The sequence below is a fragment of the Haloarcula pellucida genome (genome assembly GCF_014647235.1).
GTDB classification, from domain to species: Archaea; Halobacteriota; Halobacteria; order Halobacteriales; family Haloarculaceae; genus Haloarcula; species Haloarcula pellucida.
The window spans coordinates 87,225-102,457 of record NZ_BMOU01000007.1 but is presented as its reverse complement, the minus strand read 5'-3'; the positions used below and the strand labels follow the sequence as shown (position 1 = coordinate 102,457).

At 65.6% G+C, this 15,233-nt stretch carries 11 protein-coding genes; 6 read left to right on the top strand and 5 right to left on the bottom strand.

Features of this window, described 5'->3' with window-relative positions:
* Positions 1–48: 48 nt before the first annotated feature.
* From IEY28_RS18930 to IEY28_RS18920, 3 genes are all read left to right on the top strand, one after another.
* A complete protein-coding gene (locus IEY28_RS18930) occupies positions 49–1,542 on the top strand; it encodes an MATE family efflux transporter (protein ID WP_189001982.1) in 1,494 nt (497 codons plus the stop codon).
* A 106-nt stretch (positions 1,543–1,648) separates the two neighbouring features.
* Complete coding sequence (locus IEY28_RS18925) at positions 1,649–3,151, top strand: MATE family efflux transporter (RefSeq protein ID WP_189001569.1); 1,503 nt, start codon at positions 1,649–1,651, stop codon at positions 3,149–3,151.
* 193 nt (positions 3,152–3,344) lie between these two features.
* Positions 3,345–3,698, top strand: coding sequence for a DUF5518 domain-containing protein (locus IEY28_RS18920; RefSeq protein WP_189001567.1), 354 nt, complete (start codon positions 3,345–3,347; stop codon positions 3,696–3,698).
* 535 nt (positions 3,699–4,233) lie between these two features.
* Here the strand turns inward: IEY28_RS18920 and IEY28_RS18915 are convergent.
* On the bottom strand, positions 4,234–5,511 hold the full coding sequence (locus IEY28_RS18915; protein WP_189001566.1) for an adenosylhomocysteinase: 1,278 nt from the start codon (positions 5,509–5,511) through the stop codon (positions 4,234–4,236).
* Positions 5,512–5,614: 103 nt separating this feature from the next.
* Between IEY28_RS18915 and IEY28_RS18910 the strand changes: the two genes are divergently transcribed.
* The gene (locus tag IEY28_RS18910) at positions 5,615–6,559 is read left to right on the top strand and encodes a type IV pilin domain-containing protein (RefSeq protein ID WP_189001564.1); all 945 of its coding nucleotides are present in this window, start codon (positions 5,615–5,617) and stop codon (positions 6,557–6,559) included.
* Between the two features lie 230 nt (positions 6,560–6,789).
* On the opposite strand, the gene IEY28_RS18905 is transcribed toward IEY28_RS18910, so the two are convergent.
* From IEY28_RS18905 to IEY28_RS18895, 3 genes are all read right to left on the bottom strand, one after another.
* Entirely contained in the window at positions 6,790–8,100 is a 1,311-nt protein-coding gene (locus tag IEY28_RS18905; protein ID WP_189001562.1) for a DNA primase, read from the bottom strand.
* A gap of 126 nt (positions 8,101–8,226) precedes the next feature.
* Positions 8,227–9,342: a hypothetical protein gene (locus tag IEY28_RS18900; RefSeq protein ID WP_189001560.1), complete on the bottom strand. Its 1,116-nt coding sequence runs from the start codon at positions 9,340–9,342 to the stop codon at positions 8,227–8,229.
* 710 nt (positions 9,343–10,052) lie between these two features.
* Positions 10,053–11,366 carry an amidohydrolase gene (locus tag IEY28_RS18895; RefSeq protein ID WP_189001558.1) on the bottom strand — a complete coding sequence of 438 codons (1,314 nt, stop codon included), beginning with the start codon at positions 11,364–11,366 and terminating at the stop codon, positions 10,053–10,055.
* A 98-nt stretch (positions 11,367–11,464) separates the two neighbouring features.
* Here IEY28_RS18895 and IEY28_RS18890 point away from each other — a divergent pair, with 98 nt between their 5' ends.
* A complete protein-coding gene (locus IEY28_RS18890) occupies positions 11,465–12,664 on the top strand; it encodes an MFS transporter (RefSeq protein WP_229783184.1) in 1,200 nt (399 codons plus the stop codon).
* 44 nt (positions 12,665–12,708) lie between these two features.
* On the top strand, positions 12,709–13,557 hold the full coding sequence (gene hisG, locus IEY28_RS18885; protein ID WP_189001556.1) for an ATP phosphoribosyltransferase: 849 nt from the start codon (positions 12,709–12,711) through the stop codon (positions 13,555–13,557).
* A gap of 13 nt (positions 13,558–13,570) precedes the next feature.
* Here hisG and IEY28_RS18880 read toward each other — a convergent pair whose 3' ends face one another.
* Positions 13,571–15,196: a gamma-glutamyltransferase family protein gene (locus IEY28_RS18880; RefSeq protein ID WP_189001554.1), complete on the bottom strand. Its 1,626-nt coding sequence runs from the start codon at positions 15,194–15,196 to the stop codon at positions 13,571–13,573.
* Between the last annotated feature and the right edge of the window lie 37 nt (positions 15,197–15,233).

Genomic DNA, 15,233 nt, shown 5'->3' with positions numbered 1-15,233 from the left:
GCCTCGAACCCAGATGAATTATCACCTCGCCTCTGTGTAGTGGGTGACGTGTCCGCGACCGACCGCTCTGTCGACCTGACCGAGGGGCCGCTCTTGCGCCCGCTGCTCGCCCTCTCCTTGCCGCTCGTGGGAACACAACTCCTCCAGGTCGCGTACAACCTCGTCGACACCTTCGTCGTCGGCCGACTAGGCGACGGAGCCGTCGCAGCGCTGACCTACTCGCTGCCCTTTATCTTCCTCACCATCTCGCTGGGGAGCGGCCTCACTGTCGCCGGAACCGTCCTCGTCTCACAGCACCGCGGGGCCGGCAACGACGACCGGGTGCGGGCCGTCGCCGGGCAGACCATCGCCGTCACCGCCGTCGTCTCGGGTCTGCTCTCGCTCGTCGGCTATCTCCTCGCGCCGACGCTCCTACCTTATATCGGGACGACGCCGGGGACGGAGATTCACGCCATGGCCGTCGAGTACACCCGTATCGTCTTCGCGGGGACGGCGTTCATGTTCGGCGCGTTCGCGTTTCAGGCCATCCTGCGGGGGTGGGGCGATACGAAGACGCCGATGTACCTGATGTTCGGCAGCGTCGTCGCCAACGCCGTCCTCGATCCGTTCTTCGTGCTGGGATTCGACGGCAACGTCGTCTTCTCCCTGCTCGGGCTTGGCGGCCTCGAAGCGACGCTGTACGCGCTCACCGGCTTCTCGGGGATGGGCGTCGCCGGAGCGGCCGTCGCCACCGTCATCTCCCGAGGCGGAGCCGCACTGGCCGGCTTCTGGCTCCTCTTTTCGGGTCGACTCGGCTTCGCGCTCTCCCTGTCGAACCTCGCCCCCGACCGGGAGACGGTCCGGAAGATTCTGGACGTGGGCGGTCCCGCGGGTCTCGAACGCTCTGCGGACTCGCTGGCCTACACCGGGATGACCGTCCTCGTGGCGATGGTCGGGACGAACGCCGTCGCGGCCTACGGCGTCGGCAACCGCATCAACACGCTCGTCTACCTCCCGGCGGTGGGCCTCGCACAGGGCGTCGAGACGGCCGTCGGCCAGAACCTCGGGGCCGACCAGTCGGGCCGCGCTCGCCGGGCCGTCCTGCTGGCGGCGGGTCTCGGCGGCGGCGTCTTCCTGCTCGCCAGTCTGGGTGCCTACGCCTTCGCCGCGGCCATCGTCGCCCTCTTTTTCGACGTGAGCAAGACGGCCCCCGAGGTGCTGTCGATGGGTGCCGACTACTTCCGGATCATCGGTCCGACGTACGTGTTCATGGGCCTGTTTCACCTCCTGAACGCCGCCTTCCGCGGGGCCGGCAGCACGCGGACGGCGCTCGGTTTCTCCGTCGCCTCGCAGTGGTTCTTCCGCATCCCGCCGACACTCGTCCTGATAACCGTCGTCGGGATGGGCGCGGCGGGCGTCTGGTGGGGTATCGCCGTCTCGCACGTGGCCGCCGCGGCCCTCGTCGGCGTCTGGTTCCTCGTCGGCGACTGGGACGAGTCGGTGGTCGACGAGGACGAGCACGGGGACCGGTCGGACGACGAGGCGGCCGCTACCGCCGACTAACGTACTGTGGGATAGTTTCACAGACCCACGGAACGGCTATACTGACTGACCGTCCAGTCAGTACCATGTCGGTCCCCCTCTCTTTCCCTTCCCTGAGGTGTCGACGATGACGGCGACGAGCGAGCAGTCCGAGCGGTTCACGCAGGGGGCTCTCCTCTGGCCCCTGCTGACGCTGGCAGCGCCGCTCGTCGCCACGCAGCTCCTCCAGACGCTGTACAACATCGCCGACACCTTCTGGGTCGGCCGTCTGGGGCAGGACGCCGTGAGCGCCCTCTCGTTCTCGTGGCCCATCGTCTTCCTGCTGGTGAGCGTCGGCGGCGGGATGACCGGCGCCGGTACCATCCTCATCTCCCAGCACACGGGCGCGGAGAACGACGGCCGCGTGAGCCACGTCGCCGGCCAGACGCTGGTGTTCGTCACCGCCCTCTCGGTGGCCATCTCCGTCGTCGGCTACCTCCTGACGCCGACACTGTTGCAGGTCATCGGTACCGAGGCTGGCACGCCCATCCACGAGATGGCCGTGACCTACACGCGGTACGTCTTCCTCGGCCTGTACTTCATGCTCGGCTTCTTCGTCTTTCAGGCGCTGCTGCGTGGCTGGGGCGACACGAAGACGCCGATGTACCTGATGGTCGGCAGCGTCGCGCTCAACGTCGTGTTGGACCCGATACTCATCCTCGGGTTCGTCGACAACCCCCTGTTCGCGTGGCTCGGTCTGGAGGGCCTCGCGGCCACCGCGTTCGCGGCGACGGGATTCACCGGCCTCGGCGTCGAAGGTGCCGCCATCGCGACGATATTCTCGCGCGGCCTAGCCGCCGTGGCGGGCCTCTGGCTCCTGTTCTCCGGCCGAGTCGGTATCGAACTCTCGCTGTCGGACCTCCGGCCCGACCTGCCGGAGATTCGCAAAATCGTCCGCGTCGGCGCGCCACTCAGCGTAGAGCAGAGCACGCAGGCCCTGTCGGTGACGGTGATGACCGCGCTCGTCGCGCTCGTCGGCTCCGACGCCGTCGCGGCCTACGGCATCGGTGGCCGCCTCACGTCGCTCGTGTGGCTCCCGATGGTCGGCATGGGGATGGCCGTCGAGACCGTCGTCGGCCAGAATCTCGGTGCCGGCGAGCGAGCGCGCGCCCGTCGGACCGTGCTGCTCGCCAGCGGCATCCTCGTCGCGGTGTTCCTCGTCGCCAGCGTCGTCGTGACGTGGTTCGCGCCCGCCATCGTCGGCGTGTTCATCACCGGTGCGGGCGCGGCCGCCGTCGTCGACCACGGCACGGCGTTCCTCCGCATCGTCGCGCCGACGTGGGCCGTGATGGCCGTCTTTCACATGATAAACGGCGCGTTCCACGGTGCCGGGTCGACCCGCCTCTCGATGGGACTGGGCCTGCTGACGCTGTGGGGCTTCCGTATCGTGGCCGCCGCGGTCCTCGTCGTCGTGGTCGGGATGGGTGCGCCCGGCGCGTGGTACGGTATCGCCGCCTCGAACGTCGCCGCCGCCGTCGCCGGCATCGCCTTCTTCCTGCGCGGACACTGGCTGGACGACGTCATCGAGGAAGAGTCGGGCGAGGACGACGGCGACGCCGACGCGACCGAGGTCGCGACGCCGGCCGACTGAAAACTGAGCGCGATAGCGTGGTAGAGACTAGTTGTTTCTTCGATGCTGCCATCTACGCAGTCGCTCAGTAAAGTCTACGAACTTTGAAACGTCTCTGTCGCATACTGAAAGACAGTCTGCTATGTGTGCCTTTTTCGATGAGTATAAAAATATCAACCAAAAGTAAGATGTTGATTTAGGAAGTGTCTCTCGCATGGAGCGAAAGTCCGTTCTGAACACCTCCATTGGCACAATTATACTAGTGGTCGCAGCGAGCGCCCCCGGAATCTCTCTATTAGCTGGAGGAATAGCTGGATACTTAGAATCGAAGAATCCTCGGAGCGGAGCCCGTATCGGCATTACTGCAGGAGCAGTTGCACTCGGATTGATGCTACTTTTTTCGATGGTGGTTGAGATTGGTGAAGCATTCGATCATGGGATAGCGCATTATCTTTGGACCGGTCTGGGCCATCCAGCTATTAATGGGATAATATCCTTCCTCATACTGCCGTTGTTGGGCGGGGCCATTGGAGCATATATTCGTGCGGAAACCTCGTCCAACCAATAGTACGGTAGAGTGCGTTTCGTGAGCTTCTGTCTCTCAGTATACACGTTCGTTTTAGCAGCCGATTCACGGATTCTTCGGAAAAAGAAACGTTGTGGATGGTTCTCTATCATCCTCGGCTTGGGGAGTGATTTCGAGGGTTCTCGTAGTTTACCGGCTCTCATTCTCTTCGCTACGAATCTCTCTACTGCTCCGCGGCTACGCCGTCGTCGGGCGGCAACGCCGCCCGACTGCCTGAGGGACCTTCGGTCCCTCTCCGCTCGCAATTCGAGGTTCTTCGCTGGCGCTCAGAGCCTCGCTACGCCTCACGGATCGCATCGCTCCCCGTTCGCATTTAGCGGGCCACTCGCTCCGAATCTCCCTACTGCTCGCGGGTCACTGCGTTCCCCGCTGCGCGTTATCGAGGAACCTCACTGCGTTCGGTTCCTCGCTACGCCTCACGGATCGCATCGCTCACGGCTGCGCCGTTCGCGTGCGAGGTGCTGCGCGCCTCGCGCTCTCCGTTCGGCTATCCGGTGCTCGCGCTTGGCGCGAGCACCTACGTCCCGTGCTGCCAGGAGTCCATATACTCGGCTTGGGTCTCCGTCAGGGAGTCGAACTCGACGCCCTCCGCCGCAAGCTTGATTTCGGCCACCTCCTTGTCAAGTCGGTCGGGAACGTCGTGGACGCCGGCGTCGTAGGCGTCGCCGTTCTCGACGAGTTCGCGCACGCAGACGGCCTGAATCCCGAAGCTCTGGTCCATCACCTCGACCGGGTGGCCGAGCGCGACGGGCGTCGCGAGGTTGACGAGCCGACCCTCCGCGAGGACGTTCAGGCGGCGGCCGTCTTCCATCTCGTAGGCCTGCACGCCGTCGCGGGCCTCGTAGGTGTCGGCGGCCATCTCGGAGAGGGTGTCGAGGTCGATCTCCACGTCGAAGTGGCCGGCGTTGGCGAGCAAGACGCCGTCCTGCATCCGTTCGAAGTGCTCCTCGACGATGACGTCGCGGTTGCCGGTCGTCGTGATGAACACGTCGCCCTCTTCGGCCGCGTCGGCCATCGGCAGCACGTCGTAGCCCTCCATGTGGGCCTCCAGCGCGCGGCGGGGTTCGACCTCGGTGACGACCACGTCTGCGTTCTGGCCGCTTGCCTTCTTCGCGACGCCCTTCCCGCAGTAGCCGTAGCCGGCGACGACGACGGTCTTGCCGGCCCACGAGAGGTTCGTCGTCATCGCGATGGAGGCCAGCGAGGACTCGCCGGTGCCGTGGACGTTGTCGAACAGGCGTTTCATCGGCGTGTCGTTGACCGCGAACACTGGATAGTCGAGTTCGCCGTCCGCGTCCATCGCGCGCAGGCGGTGGACGCCGGTGGTCGTCTCCTCGGCCCCGCCGACGATAGTGTCGATCAGTTCCGGGTAGTCCTCGTGGACCATCGCGACGAGGTCCATCCCGTCGTCGACGGTGATGGTCGGTTCGTGGGCGAGGACGGCTTCCATCGCGCCGTAGTACTCCTCGTCGTCGACGCCGCGTTTGGCGTAGCAGGTCACACCGTCGACCGCGTCGAGCGCCGCCGACACGTCGTCGTGTGTCGAGAGGGGGTTACAGCCGGTCATCGCCACTTCCGCGCCACCGGCCGCGAGCACCTCGGCCAGGACGGCGGTCTTGGCTTCGACGTGCATCGCCATGCCGATGGTCTCGCCGGCGAATGGCTGGTCCGCCTCGAAGGACGCTCGCAGTGCGCCCAGAATGGGCATGTGCTGGACAGCCCAGTCCATCTTCCGTCGGCCGGACTCACGCGCGGCCTCGACATCGCCGAGCTGCTTGGAAATCGGATCGGTCATGCCAGAACAGTCGGCCACGGCGTCCTAAACCCCACCGAAGCGTATCGACCAGCGAGGCGGTCCCAACATACAAGCGAGTTGACTCCCAGATGAGTGGTAGTAGATGCCCGCTCGTGCACAGAGCCCGCTGATCGGAAATCTCCTGATCGTCGCCGTCGCCGTGGTGCTGCTGGCGACGCTCTCGGTGGGCGTGTTCACTTACACGTCGATGCTCGGCGACGAACCGCCGTCGGTCTCTATCGATACGAGCGTCTCGGCGACCAGCGTCGAACTCGTCCACGCCTCCGGCGAGTCGATCCCGGTCGACGAATCGAGCGTCGTCTTCGACTTCCCGGACACGCAACTCGAAGTCCCACTGAGCGTGCTCGCGCTGGAAACCGGCACCGACGACGGCGAGTTCACCGCCGGCGAGGTGTACCGCTATCCACACGGCGTCGAGGACGGGACCGTCGAGGTGCGTCTGGTCCACGACCCCAGCGGGGCCGTCGTCGACGAACTCGAACGGCGCGTCACCAGCGGCGAGAACGTCCTCGCCGACTTCGAGTCGAGGTCGCTCTCGAACTACGCGGGCGGCCAGAGCAGCAGTGGGAGCGCGTCGGTCTCCGACGGCGGGCGAACGGTCACGCTGACCGGGAGCCAGTGGAAGTACATCGACTACCCCTACGAGATGACCGGCCAGACGATGCTCACCTTCGAGTTCCGGAGCGACGCGCAAGGCGACATCCACGGCATCGGCCTCACGCGAACGACCTCGCAGGCACCCAACCGAGTCGTCCGAGTCTACGGCACGCAAAACTGGGGGAGCAACGTCTCGACGGCGACGAGCGAACCGTACTACGACGGCAGCGGCGAGTGGGTCCGCTACGAGATTCCGCTCGGCCAACTGTATCAGATCGACGCCGACTACCTCGTCGTCGTGATGGACTGTGACGCGACGACGGCCGTCGCCTCGGGCACCGACGACGGCCGCTGTGTGAGTCGGGACGGCAACACCCCAACCGCCACCTCGTACTTCCGGAACATCCAGATAGAGGAAGCCGACGGCTGACCGACCTCAGACTGGACGGCCTCCGTCTCGAAGACCAAACTGCCGAAAGCGGCGTCGACGGACAGCGGACGACTGCCTACACCGTCTCTCGGGACAGTATCGAGGTCGGGTTCGTCTTCACCGGGCGAGTGACCTTCTCGTGGGGAGCCAACACGCCGACCGGGTCGGAGATGCAACTCGACATCGAAGTCGAAGAACGGGGGACCGGACCGAGCTACGTGTGACAGCGATCAGTTCGGGCCGCGGTCCTCGGGCGGGCCGGCGTGTTCCGGCGGACCGGCATCTTCCGGTGGGCCGCGCTCGCCGTCGTCATCGTCGGCTCCCTCGTCTTCCGCATCTTCAGTCGCGTCTTCTTCGTCTTCGGCCTCTTCGCTCTCGTCTTCGTCTTCCGCATCTTCAGTCGCGTCTTCTTCGTCTTCAGCCTCTTCGCTCTCGTCTTCGTCTTCCGCATCTTCAGTCGCGTCTTCTTCGTCTTCAGCCTCTTCGCTCTCGTCTTCGTCTTCAGCCTCTTCTTCCTCGTCCTCGGATTCGGCGTCCGGGCCGCGGTCCTCGGGCGGGCCCGCGTGGTCGGGGGCGTTCCCGGGGTTGTTCTGGGTCACGTACTCGGAGACTTCCGGACCGATACCGGTGGACCCGTTCTCCAGTAGGTAGTGGACGAAGTCCGAGACGCCGGCGAACTCCCGGTCCTCCTGTACCGTCTCGTTGACGTATTCGAGTTCGACCGTGGTGGCGTCGGAGGCGTTGTCGGCACTGGCGTTCACCGAGACGGTGACGTTCTCGTCGGGGGCGACCAGCGACACCTCGCCGTCGGCGTCGGTCTGGTAGTCGCCGGTGCCCTCGTAGGTGGCGTTGCCGTCGGTCGAGACCGAGACGTTGGCGTTCTCGATGGCGGTGTCGTTGCGGGTCACGTCGACGGTGACGGTCCCGTCGTCGTTCTGGGCCGCCGAGACGTCGATGCCGTCGACCAGCGTGACGTTCCGTTCGACGGTCTCACCGTCGGTCACGGTCAGGGTCACGGGTTCGTCGCCCTCGGGCGTCGGGAGGACCACGGTGCCGTTCTCGCCGGTCTCGTAGCTCCCGGCGCCGTCGTAGTCGCTGTTCGTCTCGCGCGTGCTGACGTTGACCGTCGCGTTCTCGACGGCGGCGTCGTCGCGCGTGACCGTCACGACCACGTCACGGTTCTGTTCGACGTCGACCTCGAAGTCTGGGTCGAGTTCGACCGTCGTCGCCGCCGTCTCGTCGTCGTCGCTGGCGGTGACGGTGACGTTCACACGCTCGTCGGGCGTCGGGAGGGCGACGGTGCCGTCCGCGTCCGTCTCGTAGCTTCCCGACCCGTCGTAACTGCCGTCGACGGCGGCGACGGTCACCGTAGCGTTCTCGACGGCTGACCCGTTCTGCGTGACTTCGACGGTGACGTCGTCGTCCTGTGTGACGGTTACGGCGAGCGATTCGTCCGCGGTGTCGGCGGCGGCCGCCGCCGGCGCGAGGGCAGCGCCGAACAGTGCAGCGACCGCGAGGAGGGCAATCAGTTGGGTTCGCATTACGTACCAGTCGTTTACCGGGACCCCCTCTAAACCCCCCTCTCGTTCACACCGTTCAGTCTGATTCGCGACTCCGAATACACGGCCGCAGAACGCCGCATACGATTCACGAACCGCTCTGAACGTTTAATCGTCCTCGGCCGATCGACTTCGCAGCCAGGCACCTCCCAGTACCGACGCAATTCCAGTGGATACACCGAATCCTGGTCCCGCCGCTCCGGTCCCCCCGCTTTTCTCGGTGGTCGTTTCGGTCCGTGTGTTCGTCTTTGACGTCGCCGATGTAGGAGTGTCGGTGGACTGGTCTCCATCCGTCGGCGTTGATTGCGTCGTCTCGACGGGCGTATTCGTCGTTGGCGTTATCGTCGGCGGGTCGACCGTCGGCGTCTCGTCTGCCAGAAGGGCCGCCCATGGAGTCAGACCGTCTGCGGTCGACCGTTCGCCGACGACGAGAACGGCTCCGGACGCCAGTGCAATGAGGTCGGACAGATAGCATTCGAAGTCGTAAGTGCGCGTCTCCCGTTGTTCCCCGTCCCGGTTGACTGAGAGGAGTGTGAGCTTCGGCTCGTCGGTCGCTGCGACAAATCCCTCTGCCGTCTGCGCGACCGCGGGTACACTGGACTTGCCGTCTTGGACGAACACGTCGTACGTCCGCCGCCAGTCGACGTCGCCGGATGCTGTTAGCCGTATCAGGCCACCGTACTCGCCCAAGACGATACCGCCGCGATCGTCGACGAGACCGGAAGTCACAGACGAATTTTCGTCGACTGGAGCGGTTTTCGTCCATCGCTTGGTGCCGTCGCCGTCAATCACGCTCACCCAGGGGGCATCCGCGCGCTCCTGTTCCCCGCCGATGACGAATCCGTCTTGACTTGACTCGATGAAGGTGGGCGTGTAGATAATCTCATAGCGCGTCGTCCACTGGTGCGTCCCGGTGGTATCGAAGCCGGTGACCACCGCCCAATTCCACTCGGCCGATCTCCGGGCTACCACGAATGCGTATCCGTGCCGTCCCCGGGAGAGGGATACTCCTGATGGAGTCTCCACTTCTGTATTCGTGATTTCGGCCGAGCGAATGGACCCGTCGTTGTCGAGCAGCCCGAACCAAACCACTGGGTGGTCGGAGTCTGGTTTCTGGTACATCGTACCCACAGCGTATCCCGAATCGGTACGAACGATTCCGGGCGGGCTGAGGTGCTGCTCAAGAGTCTTTTCCCAACGTACTGATCCGTTCGTGTCCAGCATCGCAAGCCATGGAGCCTGTGCGTCAGTGCGGCCCGCGATGAAGAAACCTCCGTCATTACCTAGGATTACGGAGTCTATTTCCCCGGGTCCTTTATTAAATAATTGTGACCACTGAACGGGGGGTAGAGACGGTTTATTCCTCGTTGCCCCCGCTAGCGTGGTCAGCGTAGATACTGTAGTTATTGAGCCTAGCTTCAGGAATCCTCTCCGTCGATAAAGTCTTTTCATGTGTGTTATATTATGGTTAAAACTCAATTTTCATTCTTATTTATACTCAATTTTGGAAATATTCCTCGATTAGTCATTCGGTGGATAGTTCAGATAATCTGGATCCATTACCTGAATTCTATATGCGTTTGAATCACCATTGTTATAAATATCTGAAAACGCATCGAGAAGGGCATTGGTTACAATCTCAGATTCGGTGCAGGCTCCCGAGTATTCATTTATAGTGTTGGGGTACATCCGCACCACCATGTTTACGTCTCCAGACTGAATATCGCCTTCTGAATGAATTGTATTATATACTACCATTCATTCCGATGAACAAGTAGGTTACTTAAATAATATACTCTTGGAGAAAAATTCCCCTCTAAAAGATATAAAAAACTATATATTAAAACCTAAATTTTATGATACTGAGAATATATTGAAAAATTCTATGATTGCAAATCTCTGTGGTGATAGGATTGGCAAAACATAGATTGAATTTATGCGTTCTCGTCGTCCTGCTCCGCCCGCACTGCCAGCTCCTGGGCCGCCGTCTCCGCGCGTTCACGGACCGACTCCTCGTCGAACACCTGCACCTCTCGTTCGCGCAGCAACACCGCGCCGTCACAGACGGTGTGGCGCACGTCGCTGCCGCGAGCGGCGTAGGCCAGATGCGAGACGAGGTCGTGGGCCGGGGTGAGGTGGGGCGTTTCGAGGTCGACGACCGCGAGGTCGGCGTTCGCGCCGGCTTCGATGCGGCCGCTGTCGAAGCCCAGCAGATCGGCGCCGTTGGCCGTCGCCATCTGTACGACCGTCTCGGCGGCGACGGCGCTGGCGTCGTCGGCCGCCAGTTTCCCGAGCATCGCCGCGTCGCGCATCTCGCCGAACATGTCGAGGTCGTTGTTCGAGGCCGCCCCGTCGGTACCCAGACCGACCGTGACGCCGCCGTCTAGCAGCCGCTGGACCGGTGCCATCCCGCTGGCGAGTTTCATGTTCGAGGCCGGGCAGTGGACCGCGCCGGTGCCCGTCTCGGCCAGCAGGCCGATTTCGGTCTCGTCGACGTGGACGCAGTGGGCGAGGAACGTGTCCTCGCCGAGTAGCCCCACGTCGTCGGCGTATTCGAGCGGTCGCACGCCGTGTTCCTCGACGATGGGGTCGACCTCGTCGGTCGTCTCGTTGGCGTGGAGGTGCATCGGCAGGCCCGCCTCGACGGCCTCGGGGACGAACTCCCGCAGGTACGCCTCGCCGACGGTCGTGAGGCTATGTGGCTGGAACGTGGTCGTGATGCGCCCGTCGGCCGCGCCGTCGAGTTCGCGGGCCACGTCCAGACTCTCCTGCATATCGGCGCGAGCGCCCTCGTCGTCCTTGCCGACGGTGACGGCGGTGTGGCCGAGGACGGCCCGGACGCCCGCCTCCTCGACGGCCGCGGCTATCTCGTCGACGTGGAAGTACATGTCCGAGAGGGCCGTCGTGCCCGACTTCACCATCTCGACGAGACCCAGTTCCGCGCCGACGCGGACGTCCTCGGGCGTGAGTTCGGCCTCGACGGGCCAGATGTCCTCCTGTAACCACGCGTCAAGCGGCTTGTCGTCGGCGTAGCCCCGAAGCAGGGTCATCGTGACGTGGGTGTGGGCGTTGACCAGTCCCGGGATGACGAGGCCGCCGCTGGCGTCGAGTTCGTCGTCGCCCGACAGTTCGCCGGGGGCCTCGACGGCCAGTATCTCGCCAGCGCTCTGGTCGACGAGGACGTCGGCGCGTTCGACTGTCAGGTCCGGACGGAGGACCCGTCCACCGCTCACGAGGAGTTCGCTCATGACCGGCGGTTGGGTGGCCCCGCTCTTAGTTCGGCCGGGTCCGCGGTCGCCCCTTCCGTTACCGTCATACCGGTCGAGCGCCTGCCTTCGGTACTCCGATGGCCGTCACCGACGCCGTTCGGCGCACCGTCCGCGACCTGCGGGAGGACCACCCCGGACGGTTGCTCGGCGCCGTCGCGGCCGGGTGGTTCCTCGTCCTCGGGATGCGCTTCGTCGTCCCGGCGGTCCTGCCGACCATCACCGAGGAGTTCGGCCTCTCGAACGCGGCGGCGGGGCTGGCGGTGACGGTGCTGTGGCTCACCTACGCCGCGATGCAGTTCCCGACGGGGGCGCTCATCGACCGCGTCGGCGAGCGCACCCTGCTGGTCGCCGCGGCCCTCCTCTCGGGGGCGGGGCTGCTCGCGTACTTCGTCTCGGCGACGTACGCCCTCTTCCTGCTGGCGACGGCCGCCTTCGGTCTCGGAACCGGACTGTACGGTCCCACCCGCGGGACGGTCCTCTCGCGGACGTTCGACGCGAACGAGGGGACCGCCTTCGGCGCGGTGATGGCCGCCGGCTCTATCGGTGCCGCCGCGCTCCCGTTCGTCGCCAGCGTCGCCACCGCTCGGTACGGGTGGCGAATCGCGCTGGGCGGCGTCGCTCCCGTCTTCGTCGTCGTGGCGCTCGCGCTCTGGCTCTCCGTCTCGGACCGACCGACGGCGACGGACGGACGCCGCCTCCGCGAGGACCTGCGGGCCGCCCTCGCCGGGATCCGAAACCGCGGCCTCCTGCTGGCCGTCGTCGGCGCGACGGTCATGCTGTTCGTGTTTCAGGCGGCGACGGCCTTTCTGACGACGTATCTCGTGACGGTGAAGACGCTCGACCAGAGCACCGCCGGGGGCGTTCTCTCGGTGCTGTTCGTCGGCGGTGCCATCTCCCAATCCGTGACCGGCCGCCTCGCGGACCGCTACGGGTCGCCGCCGGTGTTGACCGCCGTGGCGCTCGTGAGCGCGGTGCCGCTGGCGCTGCTCCCCCGACTGCACGGCGAACTCGCGCTGGCGGCCGGCGCGGCCGCAATCGGTATCCGCATGAGCGCCGGCCCGCTATCGAACGCCTACATCGTCGACGTCCTCCCCGACGACGTACAGGGGACCGGGTGGGGCTTGCTTCGCTCTGCCTTCTTCGCCGTCGGGTCGCTCGGGTCGACGCTCGTCGGGCTACTGGCCGACGGCGGTCTGTTCGACGTCGCGTTCTACCTGATGGCCGGCCTCACCGCACTGGCGGCGCTGGCCTACCTCGCGCTTCCCCACCGAGCGTGACCTGCGAGGGAAAGACAGTTGGCCCGCCGCCGCACAGTCAGGGTATGCGCATCGCCGTCCCCAACAAGGGCCGCCTGCACGACCCGAGCGTCGAACTACTCGAACGGGCCGGCCTCCACCTCGTCGACGGGGCCGACAGACAACTGTACGCCCAGACGGTCGACCCCGACGTGACCGTCCTCTATGCCCGCGCCGCAGACATCCCCGAGTACGTCGCCGACGGCGCCGCCGACGTGGGTATCACCGGACTCGACCAAGTGCGAGAGGCCGGCGTCGACCTCGTGGACCTGCGCGACCTCGACTTCGGCCGCTGTCGCCTCGTCCTCGCGGCGCCCGAGGACGACGACAGCGTCACCTCCGTCGCCGACTTCGAGGGCGGCCGCGTCGCCACGGAGTTCCCGAACATCACCCGCCGCTTCTTCGAGGAACAGGGCGTCGAGGTGGACATCGCCGAGGTGTCGGGGGCGACAGAACTGACTCCGCACGTCGACATCGCCGACGGCATCGTCGACATCACCTCGACCGGGACGACCCTGCGGATGAACCGCCTCGAAATCGTCGCCGAGGTACTCCAGAGTTCTGTCCGCCTGTTCGCCCGTGAGGACACCGCAGACGCCGAGAAGGTCCAGCAGGTCGACATGGCGCTGGGGTCGGTCCTCTCTGCGGAGGACAAACGGTACCTGATGATGAACGCGCCCGAGGAGGCCTTAGACGACGTGAAAGAGGTCCTACCGGGGATGGGCGGGCCGACGGTGATGGACATCGCCGGGTCCGACGACGTGGCCGTCCACGCCGTCGTCGAGGAGTCGGCCGTCTTCGAGACGATCAACGACCTCAAGAGTGTGGGTGCGAGCGACGTCCTCGTCACCGAGATCGAGCGCCTCGTCGAGTGACGTAGCTTTTCTCTCAGAACACGTCGACGGTGCCGTCCTTCCGCGGTTCGGTTGCCCCCGACAGGGTCCCGTCCTCGTAGCGCGCTATCTGTGCGCCGCCGAAGTACAGCGGCACGTCCACGCGCACCTCGTGCCCCCGGCGGACGAGTTTCGCGGTCACGTCCTCGTCGAAGCGGGCCTCCGTCGCCAGCGTCCCGTCCTCGCAGTAGCGCCAACGCGGTTCGTCCAGCGCCGCCTGCAACGGCATCTCGCGGTCCAGCAGGTTCGAGAGGACCTGCACGTGGCCCTGTGGTTGCATGTACCCGCCCATGACGCCGAAGGCCGCCCAGTCGTCCTCGCCGAAGCGCGCGAGGCCCGGAATCAGGGTGTGGAACGGCCGCTTGCCCGGTTCGAGGCGGTTCGGATGGTCGGCGTCCAGTGAGAACGACGCCCCGCGGTTCTGGAGGGTGAGACCCGTCTCGCCCGCCACGAGGCCGCTCCCAAACCCGTTGAACAGCGAGTTGATGAAGGAGACGACGTTGCCCGCGCCGTCGGCGACGGTCAGCAGGACGGTGTCGGCGTCCTCGGCCGGCGAGTCGACCATGCCCACTTCTGCGTTCTCGATGGCCTCCGACCCGACTTCTTCGGCCCGCCGCTCGGCCCACCGTTTCGACGCCAGCGGCGGCACGTCCTCGTACGCCGGGTCGGTGATGTAGTGGTGGCCGTCGGTGAAGGCGAGTTTCGTCGCCTCCGCAAGCAGGTGGGTCCGTTCGACGGGGTCCTCGACCTCGGGGACGCCGACGGCCTCGGCGACGTTCAGCGCCTCCAGCGCGACGAGGCCCTGATTGTTCGGCGGGAGTTCGTACACCTCGACGCCGCCGTAGGTGGTCGAGACGGGGTCGGGGAACTCCACCTCGAACCCGGCGAGGTCCGAGCGTTCGAGGAGGCCGCCCGCGGACTGGACCGTCTCCGCGATGGCGTCGGCGATGTCGCCCTCGTAGAACGGGTCGGCCCCTTCCTTAGCCAGCGTTTCGAGCGTCTCGCCCAGTTCGGGCAGGCGCATCTGCTCGCCCACTTCGGGTGCCCGTTCGCCGTCCACGAGGTACTGCTCGCGGGCCGCGTCGTTGCGCAGTTCCGGTTCACAGAGCGCCCACGCCGAAGCGATGACTTCGCTCACCGGGAACCCCTCCGTGGCATAGTGGACGGCGTCGTCGAGGACGGCGTCCATCGAGAGGCGCCCGAACCGCTCGACGGTGGCCTCCCAGCCACGGGGCGCGCCGGGCACCGTCACCGCCAGCGGGCCGCGGTCGGGCATCTCGGCGTCCTCGGGGGCACCGCCCTCGCGGTCGGCGACGCGCTCCCGCACCGTCTCCAGCGTCGCGGCGTCGGGCGCGCCGCCGCAGGCCCGCATCGCCCCCACGTCGCCCTCGGCGGTGCGGTAGAGCGCGAAGGCGTCCCCGCCTAGCCCCGTGCTCATCGGTTCGACGACGTTCAGCGTCGCCGCCGTCGCTACCGCCGCGTCGAAGGCGTTGCCGCCCTCGCGCAGGACCTCGATTCCCGCCTCGGCGGCGAGCGGTTGGCTCGTCGCGACGACGCCGCGGGTCCCGTAGGCCGTCGACCGACGGGAGGTAAAGCGGTCCAGATTCGGCTGGCTGTCCATAGACGAACCCGGTGGCTGGCGCTGAAAACTGTTTGGC